The 15,537-nt window shown below is 38.8% G+C and carries 13 protein-coding genes; 8 read left to right on the forward strand and 5 right to left on the reverse strand.

The genetic code is table 11. From position 1 onward, the window contains the following. Positions 1–280 precede the first annotated feature (280 nt). From zwf to AB4128_RS17280, 7 genes are all read left to right on the forward strand, one after another. On the forward strand, positions 281–1,753 hold the full coding sequence (gene zwf / locus AB4128_RS17250) for a glucose-6-phosphate dehydrogenase (protein WP_282168019.1): 1,473 nt from the start codon (positions 281–283) through the stop codon (positions 1,751–1,753). Positions 1,754–1,763: 10 nt separating this feature from the next. Then, positions 1,764–2,462 (forward strand): 6-phosphogluconolactonase, encoded by a 699-nt coding sequence (gene pgl / locus AB4128_RS17255; RefSeq protein WP_055024003.1) that lies wholly within the window; start codon positions 1,764–1,766, stop codon positions 2,460–2,462. Positions 2,463–2,472: 10 nt separating this feature from the next. Continuing rightward, the gene (gene edd, locus AB4128_RS17260) at positions 2,473–4,299 is read left to right on the forward strand and encodes a phosphogluconate dehydratase (protein WP_065108140.1); all 1,827 of its coding nucleotides are present in this window, start codon (positions 2,473–2,475) and stop codon (positions 4,297–4,299) included. Positions 4,300–4,318: 19 nt separating this feature from the next. Continuing rightward, positions 4,319–4,960, forward strand: coding sequence for a bifunctional 4-hydroxy-2-oxoglutarate aldolase/2-dehydro-3-deoxy-phosphogluconate aldolase (locus tag AB4128_RS17265; RefSeq protein WP_055024001.1), 642 nt, complete (start codon positions 4,319–4,321; stop codon positions 4,958–4,960). Positions 4,961–5,188: 228 nt separating this feature from the next. After that, entirely contained in the window at positions 5,189–5,926 is a 738-nt protein-coding gene (locus tag AB4128_RS17270) for a methyltransferase domain-containing protein (RefSeq protein ID WP_372038420.1), read from the forward strand. 44 nt (positions 5,927–5,970) lie between these two features. Further along, a complete protein-coding gene (locus tag AB4128_RS17275; protein ID WP_372038421.1) occupies positions 5,971–6,966 on the forward strand; it encodes a PH domain-containing protein in 996 nt (331 codons plus the stop codon). A gap of 126 nt (positions 6,967–7,092) precedes the next feature. Further along, a complete protein-coding gene (locus AB4128_RS17280) occupies positions 7,093–7,554 on the forward strand; it encodes a GNAT family N-acetyltransferase (protein WP_372038422.1) in 462 nt (153 codons plus the stop codon). An 18-nt stretch (positions 7,555–7,572) separates the two neighbouring features. Here AB4128_RS17280 and AB4128_RS17285 read toward each other — a convergent pair whose 3' ends face one another. The 4 genes from AB4128_RS17285 to yfbR form a co-directional block, all read right to left on the reverse strand. Then, positions 7,573–8,145: a DUF1569 domain-containing protein gene (locus AB4128_RS17285; RefSeq protein ID WP_372038423.1), complete on the reverse strand. Its 573-nt coding sequence runs from the start codon at positions 8,143–8,145 to the stop codon at positions 7,573–7,575. A 180-nt stretch (positions 8,146–8,325) separates the two neighbouring features. After that, positions 8,326–10,938, reverse strand: a complete 2,613-nt coding sequence (gene adhE / locus AB4128_RS17290; protein WP_372038425.1) for a bifunctional acetaldehyde-CoA/alcohol dehydrogenase — start codon at positions 10,936–10,938, stop codon at positions 8,326–8,328. Between the two features lie 436 nt (positions 10,939–11,374). After that, the gene (locus AB4128_RS17295; protein WP_119969516.1) at positions 11,375–12,745 is read right to left on the reverse strand and encodes an anti-phage deoxyguanosine triphosphatase; all 1,371 of its coding nucleotides are present in this window, start codon (positions 12,743–12,745) and stop codon (positions 11,375–11,377) included. Positions 12,746–12,811: 66 nt separating this feature from the next. Beyond that, on the reverse strand, positions 12,812–13,420 hold the full coding sequence (gene yfbR, locus AB4128_RS17300) for a 5'-deoxynucleotidase (protein ID WP_055023994.1): 609 nt from the start codon (positions 13,418–13,420) through the stop codon (positions 12,812–12,814). A gap of 223 nt (positions 13,421–13,643) precedes the next feature. On the opposite strand from yfbR, the gene AB4128_RS17305 reads away from it, so the two are divergent. Then, positions 13,644–14,552 (forward strand): hypothetical protein, encoded by a 909-nt coding sequence (locus AB4128_RS17305; protein WP_372038426.1) that lies wholly within the window; start codon positions 13,644–13,646, stop codon positions 14,550–14,552. A 56-nt stretch (positions 14,553–14,608) separates the two neighbouring features. Here the strand turns inward: AB4128_RS17305 and AB4128_RS17310 are convergent, their stop codons facing one another. Next, on the reverse strand, positions 14,609–15,457 hold the full coding sequence (locus AB4128_RS17310; protein WP_372038427.1) for an endonuclease/exonuclease/phosphatase family protein: 849 nt from the start codon (positions 15,455–15,457) through the stop codon (positions 14,609–14,611). Between the last annotated feature and the right edge of the window lie 80 nt (positions 15,458–15,537).

Below are 15,537 nucleotides of genomic sequence, written 5' to 3' on the forward strand. Positions count from 1 at the left end.
ATTTGAGAGGAAATGAAGTAATTTTTATCCCTCTAAAAACAAAATGTAGTCACTTTTCATCGTTGTTTTGTAACTAGACTAAGATAGTAAAGTAATTTAATCACCAAAATACTATCAGGTTTTATGTTAATAATGCTAGATACAAAACAAAGGATTATTTTCAAATTATAGATGCACAAAACTAATTCTGTTGTTATATTACAACAAAAGTGTGGTTTAAATCGTCGGATACTTAAATTTCGTAAGGTGAATCACACAAAATAAAGGAGTATGTAGAGCAATGAGTAACTCAACTTCAGGGGCTAAAGCTTGCGATTTTGTGCTTTTTGGTACAAAGGGCGATCTCGCGAGACGTAAATTGTTGCCTTCGCTTTATCAACTAGATAAAGCTAACCTGTTAGATACAGACACTAAAGTGATTGGCGTTGCAAAAGATGCCTTCACTCAAGAAGAATTTATCGCGTTAGTACAAAAAGCATTAAATACCTTTGTAAAAGATGAATTATGTGAAGAGACCTTAGAACGCTTTATTGGGCGTTGTCATTATATAGGGACTAATTTTACAGAAGCTGAAGGTTACAAAGCATTCCATGACCTATTAGAACCAACAAAACGTGTCATGGTTAGTTACTTCGCAACGCCTCCTTCTATTTTTGGCGATATCTGTCGCTGTTTAAATGAACAAAACCTCATCCATCCTGACACTCGTATCGTTTTAGAAAAACCAATCGGTACGTGTTTAGCATCCTCAAAAGTCATTAACGACAAAGTTTCTGAATTCTTCAACGAAAACCAAGTTTATCGTATTGACCATTATCTTGGTAAAGAAACCGTTCAAAACCTAATTGCACTTCGATTTGCTAACTCACTATTTGCGTCAAAGTGGGATAATCGAACAATTGATCATGTACAAATTACAGTTGCTGAAGAAGTGGGCATCGAAGGGCGTTGGGGCTACTTTGATACTGCTGGTCAAATGCGTGACATGATTCAAAACCATTTATTACAAGTGCTGACACTGGTTGCGATGGATCCACCTGTCAATCTTGATGCTGACAGCATCCGTGATGAAAAAGTAAAAGTACTTAAATCTCTTCGTCCAATTACGCCATACAATGTTTTTGAAAATACCGTACGTGGTCAATATACCGCAGGTTTCTTAAAAGGCAGCCCTGTTCCTGGTTACCTTGAAGAAGAGGGCGCTAATGTTAAGTCCAATACTGAAACGTTTGTCGCACTGCGTGTTGATATTGATAACTGGCGTTGGGCTGGGGTGCCATTTTACTTGCGCAGCGGTAAACGTATGCCGTTCAAGAGTTCAGAAATTGTGGTTTATTTTAAAAACCCACCATTGAATCTATACCGTGACAGTATGCGCAACCTGCCACCAAATAAATTAACCATTCGTCTGCAGCCTCACGAGGGTGTAGAGATCCAAATGATGAATAAAGTGCCTGGTCTTGAAGAGAAGCAGCGCATTCAAACTACTAAACTTGATTTAAGTTTTACCGATACTTTCAAAAATGAACGTATTGCTGATGCTTATGAGCGTTTGTTACTTGAAGCCATGATAGGTAATCAAGCCTTATTTGTTCGTCGTGATGAAGTTGAAGAAGCGTGGACATGGGTTGATGGCATCATGAACTCTTGGGAAAAAGGCGGTGAAAAACCTAAGCCTTATCCAGCAGGGACTTGGGGCCCAGTTGCTTCAGTTGCACTGATCACTAAAGACGGCCGCTCTTGGGACGAATAAGGAATGAGTCATGATTAAAGAATCTGTATTTAAATCATTTGATACTCCAGCTGATTTAGAAGCTAAATTAGCAGAGAAAATTTCTAATCAACTACAAGATGCTGTTGATAGTCGTGGTAAAGCCAGTCTTGTAGTATCAGGCGGTTCCACACCGTTAAAACTGTTTAAATTACTTAGTAATAAAGCAATTGATTGGAGTGATGTTTACATTACATTAGCTGACGAACGTTGGGTTGATGCTGAAGAAGCTGACTCTAATGAGCGCCTAGTCCGTGAGCACCTTCTACAAAACCGTGCTGCTAGTGCTAAGTTTCGTGGTTTGAAAAATATGTTCGATAGTCCTGAAAAGGGCTGCGAAATGACCATTGAATCATTAGCTAACTTTCCAAAGCCTTTCGATGTGGTGGTATTAGGTATGGGAACAGATGGGCATACATGCTCATGGTTCCCATGCAGTACTGAACTAGAAAACGCTTTTACGACTGATTTGTTATGCGCAGCTGTCAATCCGACAACAGCACCGCATCCCCGCATCACATTATCAAAAGGGGCAATCTTAAACAGTCGTCAGATTTATCTTCATCTTGTTGGTGAATCTAAATTATCCGTATATCGCCAAGCATTACAAAATGACGATGTGAACGAAATGCCTATTAGAGCCGTATTAGCGCAGCGTAAAACGCCCGTTGATGTGTTCTATAGCGCTTAAGGAGTCAATTATGCACTCAGTAGTTCAAGCTGTTACCGATAGAATAATCGAACGAAGCAAAGATACACGTAAGAAATACCTTGAAGCCCTTAACGATGCTAATGCAAAAGGCGTACACCGCAGTGCTTTAAGCTGCGGTAACTTAGCCCATGGGTTTGCTGCTTGTCAGCCTGCAGATAAAGAATCATTACGTCAATTTACTAAAGCTAACATTGGTATTGTTACAGCATTTAATGACATGCTGTCGGCTCATCAGCCATATGAAGATTATCCAAATTTCTTAAAGAAAGCCTGTCAGGAAGTAGGCAGTGTTGCTCAAGTTGCCGCAGGTGTACCTGCTATGTGTGACGGTGTGACACAAGGTCAACCTGGTATGGAACTCAGTCTACTTAGCCGTGAAGTCATTGCGATGTCGACTGCTGTAGGCTTATCTCACAATATGTTTGATGGCGCTTTATTATTAGGTATCTGTGACAAAATCGTGCCGGGTTTATTGATCGGTGCGTTAAGTTTTGGTCACTTACCGATGCTATTTGTGCCAGCTGGCCCAATGAAATCGGGTATTCCTAATAAAGAAAAAGCGCGAGTACGCCAACTTTTCGCTCAAGGCAAAGTTGATAGAGAAGCATTGTTAGAAGCTGAATCTAGCTCTTACCACAGTGCTGGTACGTGTACTTTCTACGGTACTGCAAATTCAAATCAATTAATGCTCGAAGTTATGGGGCTTCAATTACCTGGCTCGTCATTTGTTAACCCAGACGATCCTTTACGTGATGCATTAACGTCAATGGCAGCTAAGCAGGTATGTCGTTTAACTTCAATGGGAACGCAATACAGCCCAATTGGTGAAATCGTTAATGAAAAATCAGTTGTTAACGGCATCGTTGCACTATTGGCAACAGGTGGCTCTACCAACTTAACCATGCATATAGTTGCTGCTGCTCGTGCTGCAGGGATCATTGTCAATTGGGATGATTTTTCAGAACTTTCTGCAAACGTGCCTTTACTTGCTCGTGTTTATCCTAATGGCCATGCTGATATTAACCATTTCCATGCAGCTGGCGGTATGGCGTTATTGGTTAAAGAACTATTGGATGCCGGCCTGTTACACGAAGACGTTAATACAGTTGCAGGTTTTGGTTTACGTAAATATACCCAAGAGCCTCGATTGGTCGACGGCGAACTGATTTGGGTTGAAGGCCCAACAGAAAGTTTAGACAAAGAAGTGTTAACCCATATTGATACACCATTCCAATCAAATGGTGGCTTAACATTGCTCAAAGGTAATATCGGACGAGCTGTTATTAAAGTATCGGCAGTGCCAGTTGCTAATCGTGTTGTTGAAGCACCAGCAGTTGTTATTGACGATCAAAACAAGTTAGACGCTATCTTTAAAGCGGGTGAGTTAGATAAGGACTGTGTTGTCGTGGTTAAAGGTCAAGGACCTAAAGCCAACGGCATGCCAGAACTTCATAAGTTAACCCCTTACTTAGGTACGCTACAAGATAAAGGCTTTAAAGTCGCACTAGTGACTGATGGCCGCATGTCAGGTGCGTCAGGCAAGGTACCTGCCGCTATTCATCTAACACCAGAAGCGTTAGACGGTGGCATGATTGCAAAAATTGAAAACGGCGATGTAATTCGTGTTAATTCTGATACTGGTGAACTAACACTTTTAGTTGACGATGCAACATTAGCCGCTAGGACAGCTGCTAAAGTCGATTTACATCATTCAAGTTTTGGCATGGGACGTGAATTATTTGGTGCTTTACGAAGTAATTTAAGTGGTCCTGAAACCGGCGCTCGCTGTACCAGTGCCATTGATGAAAAATACTAATTGTAAGGAAGAATAACGAATGCTTGAGAATAACTGGACGATACAGCCACAAGATATTTTTAAACGCAGTCCGATTGTTCCTGTAATGGTTATCAATAAAATTGAGCATGCAGTACCGTTAGCGAAAGCATTAGTTGCGGGCGGTATCAGTGTTTTAGAGATAACTTTACGCACAGAGTGCGCTTTAGAAGCAATTAAATTAATTGCTAAAGAAGTGCCAGAAGCCATTGTGGGTGCAGGTACAATTTTAAACGAACAACATCTTCAGCAAGCAATTGATGCAGGTTCGCAATTCATCATCACCCCTGGTGCAACAGAAGGGTTATTGAAGGCGGCCATGAAAGGTACTGTACCTTTAATTCCTGGTGTTGCGAGTATTTCTGAAGTCATGGTCGGAATGGAATTAGGTTACACTCATTTCAAATTCTTCCCTGCTGAAGCCTCTGGTGGTGTTGGTGCGTTAAAAGCATTTTCAGGTCCTTTGGCAAATATTCGTTTTTGCCCAACAGGCGGTATTACTCCAACTAGTTACAAAAACTATTTGGCTTTACCCAATGTTGATTGTATTGGTGGTAGCTGGATAGCACCAACTGATGCTATGGAGCAAGGCGATTGGGACCGAATTACCCAGTTATGTAAAGATGCGATTAGTGCGCTTTAATTACTCTCTTTAAGTGAGCATTCGTTAAATAAAACCACCTTCGGGTGGTTTTTTATTGGTTAAAATAGACTAATGTTTAAAATGCACATTCATTAAAATAACGTTCAAAATTGAAATGGTTGATATCACTTGGTTAGGAGTTAGGAGTTAGGAGCTAGGAGTTAGGGAAGAGTTTAATTGTTAGCACCTTAGCCATCGTTTTACTCTTTTATTCGTTATAAAGGTCATATGGATAAATCAGCGCAAAGTGTGGCAACATTTAATAGGATGGCACAACAATATCAAGATAAATACATGGATTGCAGTTTATATAGCCACAGTCTTGATAAGTTGTGCGACTATATTTTCAAAATGGCTTTATCTCCCGATGTTGATCAAGTTTCGGATGTTGACTCAGTCACTTATACAAAGCCCATATTCATATTGGATATAGGTTGCGGCCCAGGTAATGTGAGTTTGTATTTATACCTGCAGTGTAAAACTCGGCAAGCGACTCGACAAATAAGCATAGATATTTGTGTCTATGGTTTCGATCTTGCTGAACAAATGGTTGCTCTAGCAACAGCTAACAATCCATTGTTTCATTATGAAGTGTTGGATATGCGTAAGGTACGTAATGCCTCTACTGCGTTAGTATCTAATAAGTATCACTTTGCTATTTGTGCTTTTTGTTTTCCTTATTTAAATCAACGCGAACTGAAGCAATTTATTGCTGACTTGCCTCAGTTTATGGCCAATAACAGCATCTTGTTTGTCAGTTTTATGACCTCAAATAAGTTCTATTCACAAACTCAAACCTCAACCCAAGGAAATAAAGTACATATGTATTTTTACCCGTCAAAATATGTCGCAAATTTATTTCGTGAGAATGGCTTTGAGGTTATTGAACAATACGAAAAAGACTATTTAATTGAAGGTGTGAAACAGGCTACAGATTGTTTTATGTATCTTAAGCGTTTAGGGTAAATAAATTGATTTACTGACAGTTTTACTGATTGAAATGGACATTCATGAATTTACAGCATTTACACGTTATTGAAAAACTACCACTGGTATTTCTGATATTGATGGCTGCAAGCTGGTGGCATTTTTTTAATTATGACACCAGGCTAAATGATTTCGGCCAGTCAAAAAGTGATTGGTTATTGTTGATTGATATTGGCGTTACCTTACCTTTGCTGTGTTTCATTTGCATTAAATCTAAAAAGATAGCTTTAATGAAATCAATTGGTTATTTTGCATTGTTGGTGGCTTTAGGTAGCTACATTATTCCCAATCAGTATCAAGTTGTATGGCCTTACCTTACAGACCTACGTTACCTCATTTTATTCGGCTTCATTGTCGTTGAATTGAGCATTATTGCTTGCGTAATATTTGCAATTAAACAGGCGATAACCAAGGGGCTTGATCCCGACTTTGCAATCGAAAAGCCAATCAAACGTTTTATTGGTGATAGTGCTATCAGTAAGTTAATTATTTTTGAAACGAGAGTGTGGAGCTTTATTTTTTGCAGTCGATTGATTCATTCAAGTGCTTATGAAGGAGATGAACAATTCAGTTATCATTTAAAAGATGCAAATCAATCTAATTCCCTAGGCTTTATATTGATGATTGCATTCGAAATTCCACTCATGCACCTAGTATTACATTTTATTTGGTCACCCTTAGCAGCTAATATAGTGACATTGTTAACTGCACTCAGTTTAGTTTTCTTTGTCGCCGAGTATCTAGCCATGTCTAGACGACCTATCTCGATTGATGATCGCCAGATATATTTACGTTATGGGGTGTTTAACGTGTTTACCATTGCGTTGGATAATATTAAAACAATAGAATTTAATCAGAGTGTAATAAGAAGGCAAAAAGGCGTTAAGCGATATAATTTTAGTGGTGCAGCCAATATCCACATCGTTTTGAAGACTCAAATTGATGATGCAAAACAGATTTATATTGGTGTTGATAGCCCGCAAAAAATGATTTCACGAGTTCAGCATTGGATAAACTAACTTAGTTAACCATTATCGGTTTCCCATTTTTTATTATTGCGTAGACTATCAACATAGCTACGCGGTGAGCTTAATGCTTTTATCACAATGAATTAATAGACACTGGTTAAATGATGAGAAAAAAGATTGGATAATATTACTTTTAGAACAGCGTCACTGGCAGATATAGCCATTTTGCGAGAGTTAGAACAGAAGGTGGTTCAAGCGGAAAGGCCTTATAATTCGAGTATTAAACCCGAAAACGCTATTTATTATAATTTAGAATCATTACTGATAGACCCACTTAGTTGTGTTTTAGTTGGCGAAATTCAAAATGCCATTATCGCAACAGGTTATGCACAAATCAGACAGTCTAAAATATCTTTGAATCATGCTAAACACTGTTATTTAGGCTTTATGTTTGTTGAGTCTGAATATAGAGGCCAAGGTATTAATAAATGTCTGATAGACAAACTTGTTCACTGGAGCAAGGAACAAGGTGTTTTGGATTTTTATCTAGATGTTTATGATGCTAACGATGCAGCAATTCGAGCCTATGAGAAAGTAGGTTTTACAAAAACCTTAGTAGAAATGAAGTTAAACTTGTAGACAGTACCAAAGTTCGTCTTATGTTCGAGTGATAATTTCACTTAGGTGATTATTAATGTGCATGACATGGGCGAGTTCATATTCTGCTTTTGTTAATGCGCCATAAGCAAAGTGGGGCATTAACGTTCCAGCGTAAGATTCAAAATCGGTTAGTGATTTTCTTAGTCTCGATAAAGCCGATAAATAATAGCTAACGTCTTGATTTAATGAAAGCTGAGGTGCTCCTGGTATTGTTTCATGAAGACTATGAGTCATTTTTCCTTTAGCAGAGAATGCCGAAAAAGCGATATGGCCTAAGGTGTTTTTAAATAGTGCTGATTTATGTTCAGGGTAACCTGTCATCGAATATTCAACACTCTGGGCGCAGTGTTCAAATATTTGCCCCAATTTCCATTGTCCTGCTGATGATATGTACTCGGAATTGGATTCACTCTGGGTGACTAAAATCATATGGAGTCTATTTAAGGTGTTAATAGTCTGCTTAATTGTCAGAGGTTGGTTTTCTGGCGAGATAGAAAACCAAGTTATACCAGCTGCACTGAACACTGCACCACCTGCAATTAATGATTTTAAAACCAATCTACGCTGCATCGCTTGTGAGTTACCGTCTTATGTTTAATTTGTAGACTAGTAAATCAGATGTGAACGATTTCAGCAAATAGCTTGCTTTGCTAATTATCTAATCATAGAAATGCAATATAAAAAAACGCTAACAAATTCAATATTGTTAGCGTTTTTCTTTATGCGTAATGAAAACTAAAGGGGAAATGTTTAGCTATCTTGATACGCTTTACCATAAAAGCTATCGAGTAATATTTGCTTTAACTCTTTGATCAAAGGATAACGTGGGTTAGCACCAGTACATTGATCATCAAATGCATGTTCTGCTAGTTCATCGAGTTTTGCTAAAAAGTCTGCTTCATTAACACCTGCTTCTTGAATTGAAGCTGGTATATCGACAACCGATTTTAGTTCATCAATTTTTGCAATTAGTAGTTCAACTTTGTCATTATCAGTTTTAGCTTTTTCCACACCGTCAAGTTTTAGGTGATCTGCAATCGTTGCATAACGACACAGGGCTTTTGGACGATCATATTGGCTGAAAGAGGCTTGTTTAGTTGGCATGTCAGTCGCGTTAAAGCGAATGACATTACTGATTAATAATGCATTTGCAAGACCGTGGGCTAAGTGGAATTCAGCGCCAAGTTTATGAGCAAGAGAGTGGCAAATTCCTAAGAAAGCGTTAGCAAATGCAATACCTGCAATCGTGGCGCCATTGTGGACTTTCTCTCTGGCAACAGGTGCATTCGATCCTTGCTCGTACGCTGCTGGTAGATACTCAACCAGTAAATCTAGTGCTTGTAGTGCTTGACCATCGCTAAACTCATTTGCCATCACACTAACATAGGCTTCTAATGCGTGAGTAACCGCATCAATTCCACCAAAAGCGGTTAATGATTTTGGCATATCCATTACTAAGTTAGGATCGACAATGGCGATATTGGGTGTTAACTGGTAATCCGCAATAGGGTATTTCATCCCAGATAGTTCATCAGTTACAACTGCAAACGGGGTCACTTCAGAGCCTGTTCCTGACGTGGTTGGGATGGCCACCATTTGAGCTTTTACGCCCAGTTTAGGGAATTTATAGATACGCTTACGGATATCCATAAAGCGTAGTGCTAAATCTGCAAAATCAACGTCAGGATGCTCATATAAAACCCAAATGATTTTAGCCGCATCCATTGGTGAACCGCCACCTAGTGCAATTATGACATCAGGTTGAAAGCTTTGAGCGACCTTTGCACCTTGTTTAACAATCGCTAAGGTCGGATCCGCTTCTACTTCATAAAATACTTCAGTTTCAAGTCCTTGAGCTTTTAAAATCTTGATGGTTTCGTCGCAATAACCGTTATTGAACAGGAACTTGTCGGTAACGATCAAGGCTCGTTTTTTAGTTTCAAGTTCTTCAAGTGCGATAGGTAAACTGCCACGGCGGAAATAAATTGAAGATGGAAGTTTATGCCACAACATATTTTCAGCCCTTTTCGCGACGGTTTTCTTATTAATTAAATGACTAGGACCCACATTTTCTGAGATAGAGTTGCCGCCCCAAGAACCACAACCTAAGGTTAATGATGGCGCGAGTTTAAAGTTATATAAATCACCAATTCCACCTTGAGAGGCTGGAGTATTAATTAAGATACGGGCGGTTTTCATTCTAAAACCAAACGCTTTAACTCGATCGCTTTGACTATCTTGATCGGTATATAGACCTGATGTGTGGCCTATACCGCCTAGGGTGACTAATGCTTCAGCTTTATCCATTGCATCGTTAAAGTCGGCTGCTCGGTACATACCTAGTAATGGCGAAAGTTTTTCATGGGCGAATGCTTCTGCATCAGAAATGTCAGAGACTTCGCCAATCAATACTTTGGTCCAGCTTGGGACAGTAATATCTGCCATAGCAGCAATCGTCGCGGCGCTTTGACCAACGATATCTGCGTTTAGGCCGCCATTTTTAAGAATGACACCTTGCATAGCCTTTGTTTCTTTTTTAGATAGCATGTAGCCACCATGGCTAGCAAAACGCTCTTTGACTTGATCGTAAATACTATCAACGACCACAACGGCTTGTTCAGAAGCACACACAACACCGTAATCGAACGTTTTAGACATGAGAATCGAACTCACGGCACGTTTGATGTCAGCTGTTTCGTCAATCACGATAGGGGTGTTACCCGCACCGACACCAATTGCTGGCTTACCAGAAGAATAAGCCGCTTTTACCATACCAGGACCACCAGTTGCTAAAATGAGATTAATTCTGTCATGAGTCATTAACTGATTCGAAAGCGCAACTGAAGGTTCGTCAATCCAACCAATGATATCTTTAGGAGCGCCAGCTTCAATGGCGGCTTCAAGTACAATTCTTGCTGCTGTTGTGGTTGATTCTTTTGCTCGAGGATGGGGTGAAAAAATAATCCCATTTCGCGTTTTAAGGCTAATTAGCGCTTTAAAAATTGCTGTTGAGGTTGGGTTAGTGGTGGGGACTATGCCACAGATAATACCGACAGGTTCTGCAATTGTTATTGTACCGAATGTGACATCTTCATCGATAATGCCGCAGGTTTTGTCATCTTTGTACTTGTTATAGATGTACTCTGATGCAAAGTGATTTTTGATGACTTTATCTTCAAGTAACCCCATACCGGTTTCACTTGCTGCCATTTTGGCCAGTGAAATACGAGCATCAGTTGCAGCGAGTGCAGCAGCTCTAAATATATTATCGACTTGTTCTTGGCTGAAATTAGCAAATTCTTTTTGCGCCTTGGCAACACGATCGACTAATTGGTTAAGTTGTTCAGAATTGGTGACAGTCATAATCACTCCCTTAAAAATAGTTAACTAAATCAGTTTAGTTAACGACTCTTTCAAATTCTTAATTTGTGTCTCTGTTATAAAATTACCTCTTTAGAGGCATTTATGTCGTGATCAAGCCCACAGATTCAAGTTAAGTGTAATTTTATTACATTTTAACGAGAGAGGAATAAAGGTAGCAGTTGCTAATCATATGCTGATTTATTGAACTAAAAATGACAGTCATTGAATAGTGCACTTTAGTGTTAACTTAGCAGGTCAATTGATGAATAATCTCAGGTCATTAGCAGATTGCCACTAGGCTAATTTACTTATGGATTCACAGTTAGGATTATATAGATAACGAGCGATAACGCTAAAAGTTAGCTTAAAGGGATTATAGTTTAATAAGGGGCATACGGCAGTGCTACTTAATAGGTCGACTGCCGTATATGTCGGGTTAGCGCTCTAAACTGATTTCAAAAATACCCGCTGACTTTGGACCGAACAGTTGCTGATGTAATCGTCCAGCAAATTCATCTGTCATTCCCGAAATATAATCGGCAATCACACGCATTTCGTTCAAATTATTATCCTTGGCATGTTGCCAACGCTCTTGAGTATTTAGCGGTAATAAACGTTGCGGGTCGGATTCAAATGCTTCGAATAACTCCATAATGATTTGTTGTCCTTTGTATTCAAGCATTTGAATTTCAGGTTTTCGAATAACGAACTTGAATACGAAATTTTTCAGTGTCGTTAAGGCATCAGCAAATGCTGGCTCTAGTTTGGCATTAAAACGCAGCAAGGGTTCATCAAAAAGGGGATCTTCATCAATGACAATCGCAGTGACAAATCCATTAACTAGGGTACCAATGGCATCTTTACGGAGGTGATGTTGATGTGAAAACAATTTCTCTGCGATATGAGTAAACTCATTGCTAAGCCATTCATCCTCACTCAGTGATAAATGAGAAGCAACATCTTGTTGCCATTGTTTTGGTGACACAACACCCATCACGATAGCATCTTCTAAATCATGGACTGCATAAGCAATGTCATCAGCTAATTCCATAATGGAACAGTCAAAAGATTTATATTGCGTTTTAAGATGAGGGTAAACAGATACGCCAGTGCTTTTGTAACTGACAAACCGGTTTCTGTCTTGGGTCGACAGGGCTGATAATACCCAATCATAGATATCTTTATCATCATCGAATAAGCCTTTTACTGGCGGCCACTCGGATGGTTTAAGTTGACGATGGTTTTTAATTTCTTGCTGTCCGAGATCAATATGAAGCTGATGATAAAGGGCTGGGTATTTTAAAATACCGAGTAACGTTCTGCGGGTTAAGTTCATTCCCCAATACTCAGTGTAAGGCTCAAGACGAGCTAAAATCCGAAATGTTTGCCCGTTTCCTTCAAATCCTCCGTGATTTCGCATCATATAATTTAATGCGACTTCACCTCCATGACCAAAAGGCGGGTGGCCAATATCATGTGCTAAACATAATGATTCTATTAAACTCATTGAATCTAATAAATGGCTTATGTGTGGGTATTTACGTTTTAATTGAGCCGCAATACCAGTGCCTATTTGCGATACTTCTAATGAATGGGTTAACCGAGTACGAAAAAAGTCATTCATACCAATACCATGAACCTGGGTTTTAGCTTGTAGTCTTCTAAATGCTGCGGAATGTAATATACGAGCTCTATCTCGTTGAAAAGGGCTGCGATGATCATTGCGTCGGGCTTTATCTTCACCTAATCGTCTTGCATGCCAAGGAGTTTCATTTGATGCGGTATTAAAAGAAATGGTATCTGACATGGCGCTTCCTTTTCGTGCTTGCAATAAGGTCGTTCATTAAACAAAAGATTTTAATTGTTGAACTAACTATAGATGGGGATCATCTTGGGTTAGTTTATCGAGTGTTGAAGTGCAGCTATCTAAAAATATATCAATAAAGCATTTTACTTCAGGTAAAGCCTGTTGGATCTCACTTAATTTACGATCTAAGTTATCTTTAACATGGTGAAATTCATCATTGTTAAATCTCAATTCGTTCATAGTTTTAACGTATGCTTGTAATATATCAGCGGCTTTGACTATGGCCTTATATTCAGGATCGACCTCTGATTGCACCAGTAAAGGTTCCATTTCATCTCTAAGATCGTCAGGAAGGGATGCTAAGCATTCCTTTTCAGCTAAATCTTCAAGTTTTTTAAATGCTTTAGTAAATTCAGGGCTGTGGTATTTAGTGTTTGAATTGATATCTTGTAATTTGGTTTCTGATACTTCGTGATACAAGGCTATAGTAGCGGCTTTTTCTGGATTGAGTTGACCACCAAAGCGTTTGTTTTTAATCACGACCAAAAGGTGTGCTATGACAGCGACTTGGTGACAATGTTCAGATACATTTTCTTTTTGAAAGCAATGCATCAATGCCCAGCGTTCTAATAATGGCATACGTGTTATCCATGCCATAAAGGTACTTGGTTTCATGTTCGCCCCTTAGTGAGTAGTGACTCGCTGAATTCAAAAAGCCTCAGGCTTAAACGTTATTATAAATAAGCCTTTTTGTTGGTTAACATTACTGCAGTTATTCAGTAACTGCCAGAACATTACCTTGTTTTTATTCATTAATTTAATGATATTTGTCGATATTGTTGAATTTAGGATGTGATAGTTTTACTCTGACTTATTGATCTAATCATAGAGTATTGACATGGATGATGCCCACTGCGTTGAGTTAAATAAACGCATGACTAATGAAGATTTGTACCTCCTTGAAAACGTTAAATCCCATACCTTTATATGCGATGAATGCGGCGTTGAACTAATCCCATGTTCTTATAAAAAAGCCATTAACTTACGTAAACCTTATTTTAAAACCGGTAAGAATAAAGAACATAAGCCACATTGTTTTGCTAAAGCCGTGTCTACAATTAGAGAACAAGCTAAGAAGTCTAGGATTACTACTGAAGAAGGCTTTCCATTATCTTATCCTAATTGTTTTAATCTAACTGCAGCAAAATCGGTAAAACAAAGTCCTGAAGTGTCAGATGAAAAGGGGACTGACACGTCTCATTCTAAAAGGGCTGCTAAAGCAGATTTGGGCGTTCGTCAGAAAAATAACTATGTGACGAGTTCATTTCAAACAGTAGTTGATCAATATTTTAATTTTCCTTACGACCGAGATAGAAAGCTTAACTTTGAAGGAATAACTGGTTCTGAATATCGAGATGTTTTCCAAAAAATCTTAAATCCAGTGGGTAAGCAAAAATTTCGATTTCAAAGCAAAGATGATGAAAATAAAGTGTTCTATTCCACATTATCTTGGGAGAAACCTGCCATTACAGAAAATACCATAACAGTAAAACTTTCGGCTGGCTGGTGGCAAGAAGTGGACGGTAAAAAGCAAAATCTACGGCCATATTATATCGAAATTGATATTGCTAGTTGGCCCCAAACAAGCATTAATCACTTGGTCGAACGCTTAAAACACATACAACAACTGGTCAAAGGCACTGATAAAAAGGCTGCGATCGTGTTTGTCGGTAGGCAAGACAGAGAAACTGATTATTATCGTTTTACTTGTAATGAGCTACGTTTAATTAGCCTTAAAGTCTTCTAGCTCAGCATTGTGACAGACTGAAATACAATACTAATTAGGCTCTCTAACGGGGCCCGTTATTCATTCATCAGCATGAATTGTGTTTTGATCGGGTTATGATCTGATGCTGTCGTTCTATCAGAATTAGCCTCAACCAAAGTAAGCCCACGGTAATATAAATGATCTAGTGGCAAGCCAAATACGCGTTTTCTAAAATCAGTTCTATAGTGTGCTTCTTGTAGTCTTATTCCCTGTGTCAGATGCTTTACGATGTTAAGCCTGCCATCACGCCATGTATTAAAATCACCAGCAAGAATAATAGGCCCACGGTGTGAACTGATTTTGTGGATAACTTGCTTAAATTGAGCTTCGAAACGATTTAATCGAATGTCAAAATTGACTCCATGGAGATTAACCACCATAAGCGTTTCACCGGTTGATAATGGATAAGATGCGACAAGCGTTGATTTTGCAAACCGTATTAAAGGCTCAGTGGTTTGATAAGCACAAGCCTGATTGGCTGGCTGTGATGAAATGTTCATGACACCCATAGGTACATTCAATAACTTAAAGCCTTTAGCCATCACAACGTGATGCTGAATCTCTTCAAGATAAGTGGCAAATGTATGATTAAGTTTGGCTTCTTGTAATAATACGAGATCATTATGATCTGTTAACTGCTTAAGTACGGGTTGCCAATCTTGCTTTTTTTGCTTGTATATATTCCAGACAGCAATACTCAACCGTCCATTTCTATCGAGTGGTGAAGTGGTGTCTTTGGAGAGGCATTGGCTAGAAAAATAGGGTTTTGATTCCGTCATCATGATCTCGGGATTACCGTTAAAATAGCAAATAGCAACGATATAAATCCCTAAAATCGTTACAAACGTAAATAACAGCCAATATTGAATACTTCTTGTCTGCAATTGAGCCTCACAATAGCGAAGTTTAGTCACTAGAATGCAATTTATTAACGAAGATTAATGCCATTTGTGACGATTTATAA

This window comes from Shewanella sp. 10N.286.52.A9, assembly GCF_041468985.1.
Taxonomy (GTDB): domain Bacteria; phylum Pseudomonadota; class Gammaproteobacteria; order Enterobacterales; family Shewanellaceae; genus Shewanella; species Shewanella japonica.

Coding starts and splice junctions, on each gene's coding strand:
- zwf (WP_282168019.1), top strand. CDS start 281: ATGAGTAACTCAACTTCAGGGGCTAAAGCTTGCGATTTTGTGCTTTTT.
- pgl (WP_055024003.1), top strand. CDS start 1,764: ATGATTAAAGAATCTGTATTTAAATCATTTGATACTCCAGCTGATTTA.
- edd (WP_065108140.1), top strand. CDS start 2,473: ATGCACTCAGTAGTTCAAGCTGTTACCGATAGAATAATCGAACGAAGC.
- AB4128_RS17265 (WP_055024001.1), top strand. CDS start 4,319: ATGCTTGAGAATAACTGGACGATACAGCCACAAGATATTTTTAAACGC.
- AB4128_RS17270 (WP_372038420.1), top strand. CDS start 5,189: ATGGATAAATCAGCGCAAAGTGTGGCAACATTTAATAGGATGGCACAA.
- AB4128_RS17275 (WP_372038421.1), top strand. CDS start 5,971: ATGAATTTACAGCATTTACACGTTATTGAAAAACTACCACTGGTATTT.
- AB4128_RS17285 (WP_372038423.1), bottom strand. CDS start 8,145: ATGCAGCGTAGATTGGTTTTAAAATCATTAATTGCAGGTGGTGCAGTG.
- adhE (WP_372038425.1), bottom strand. CDS start 10,938: ATGACTGTCACCAATTCTGAACAACTTAACCAATTAGTCGATCGTGTT.
- AB4128_RS17295 (WP_119969516.1), bottom strand. CDS start 12,745: ATGTCAGATACCATTTCTTTTAATACCGCATCAAATGAAACTCCTTGG.
- yfbR (WP_055023994.1), bottom strand. CDS start 13,420: ATGAAACCAAGTACCTTTATGGCATGGATAACACGTATGCCATTATTA.
- AB4128_RS17305 (WP_372038426.1), top strand. CDS start 13,644: ATGGATGATGCCCACTGCGTTGAGTTAAATAAACGCATGACTAATGAA.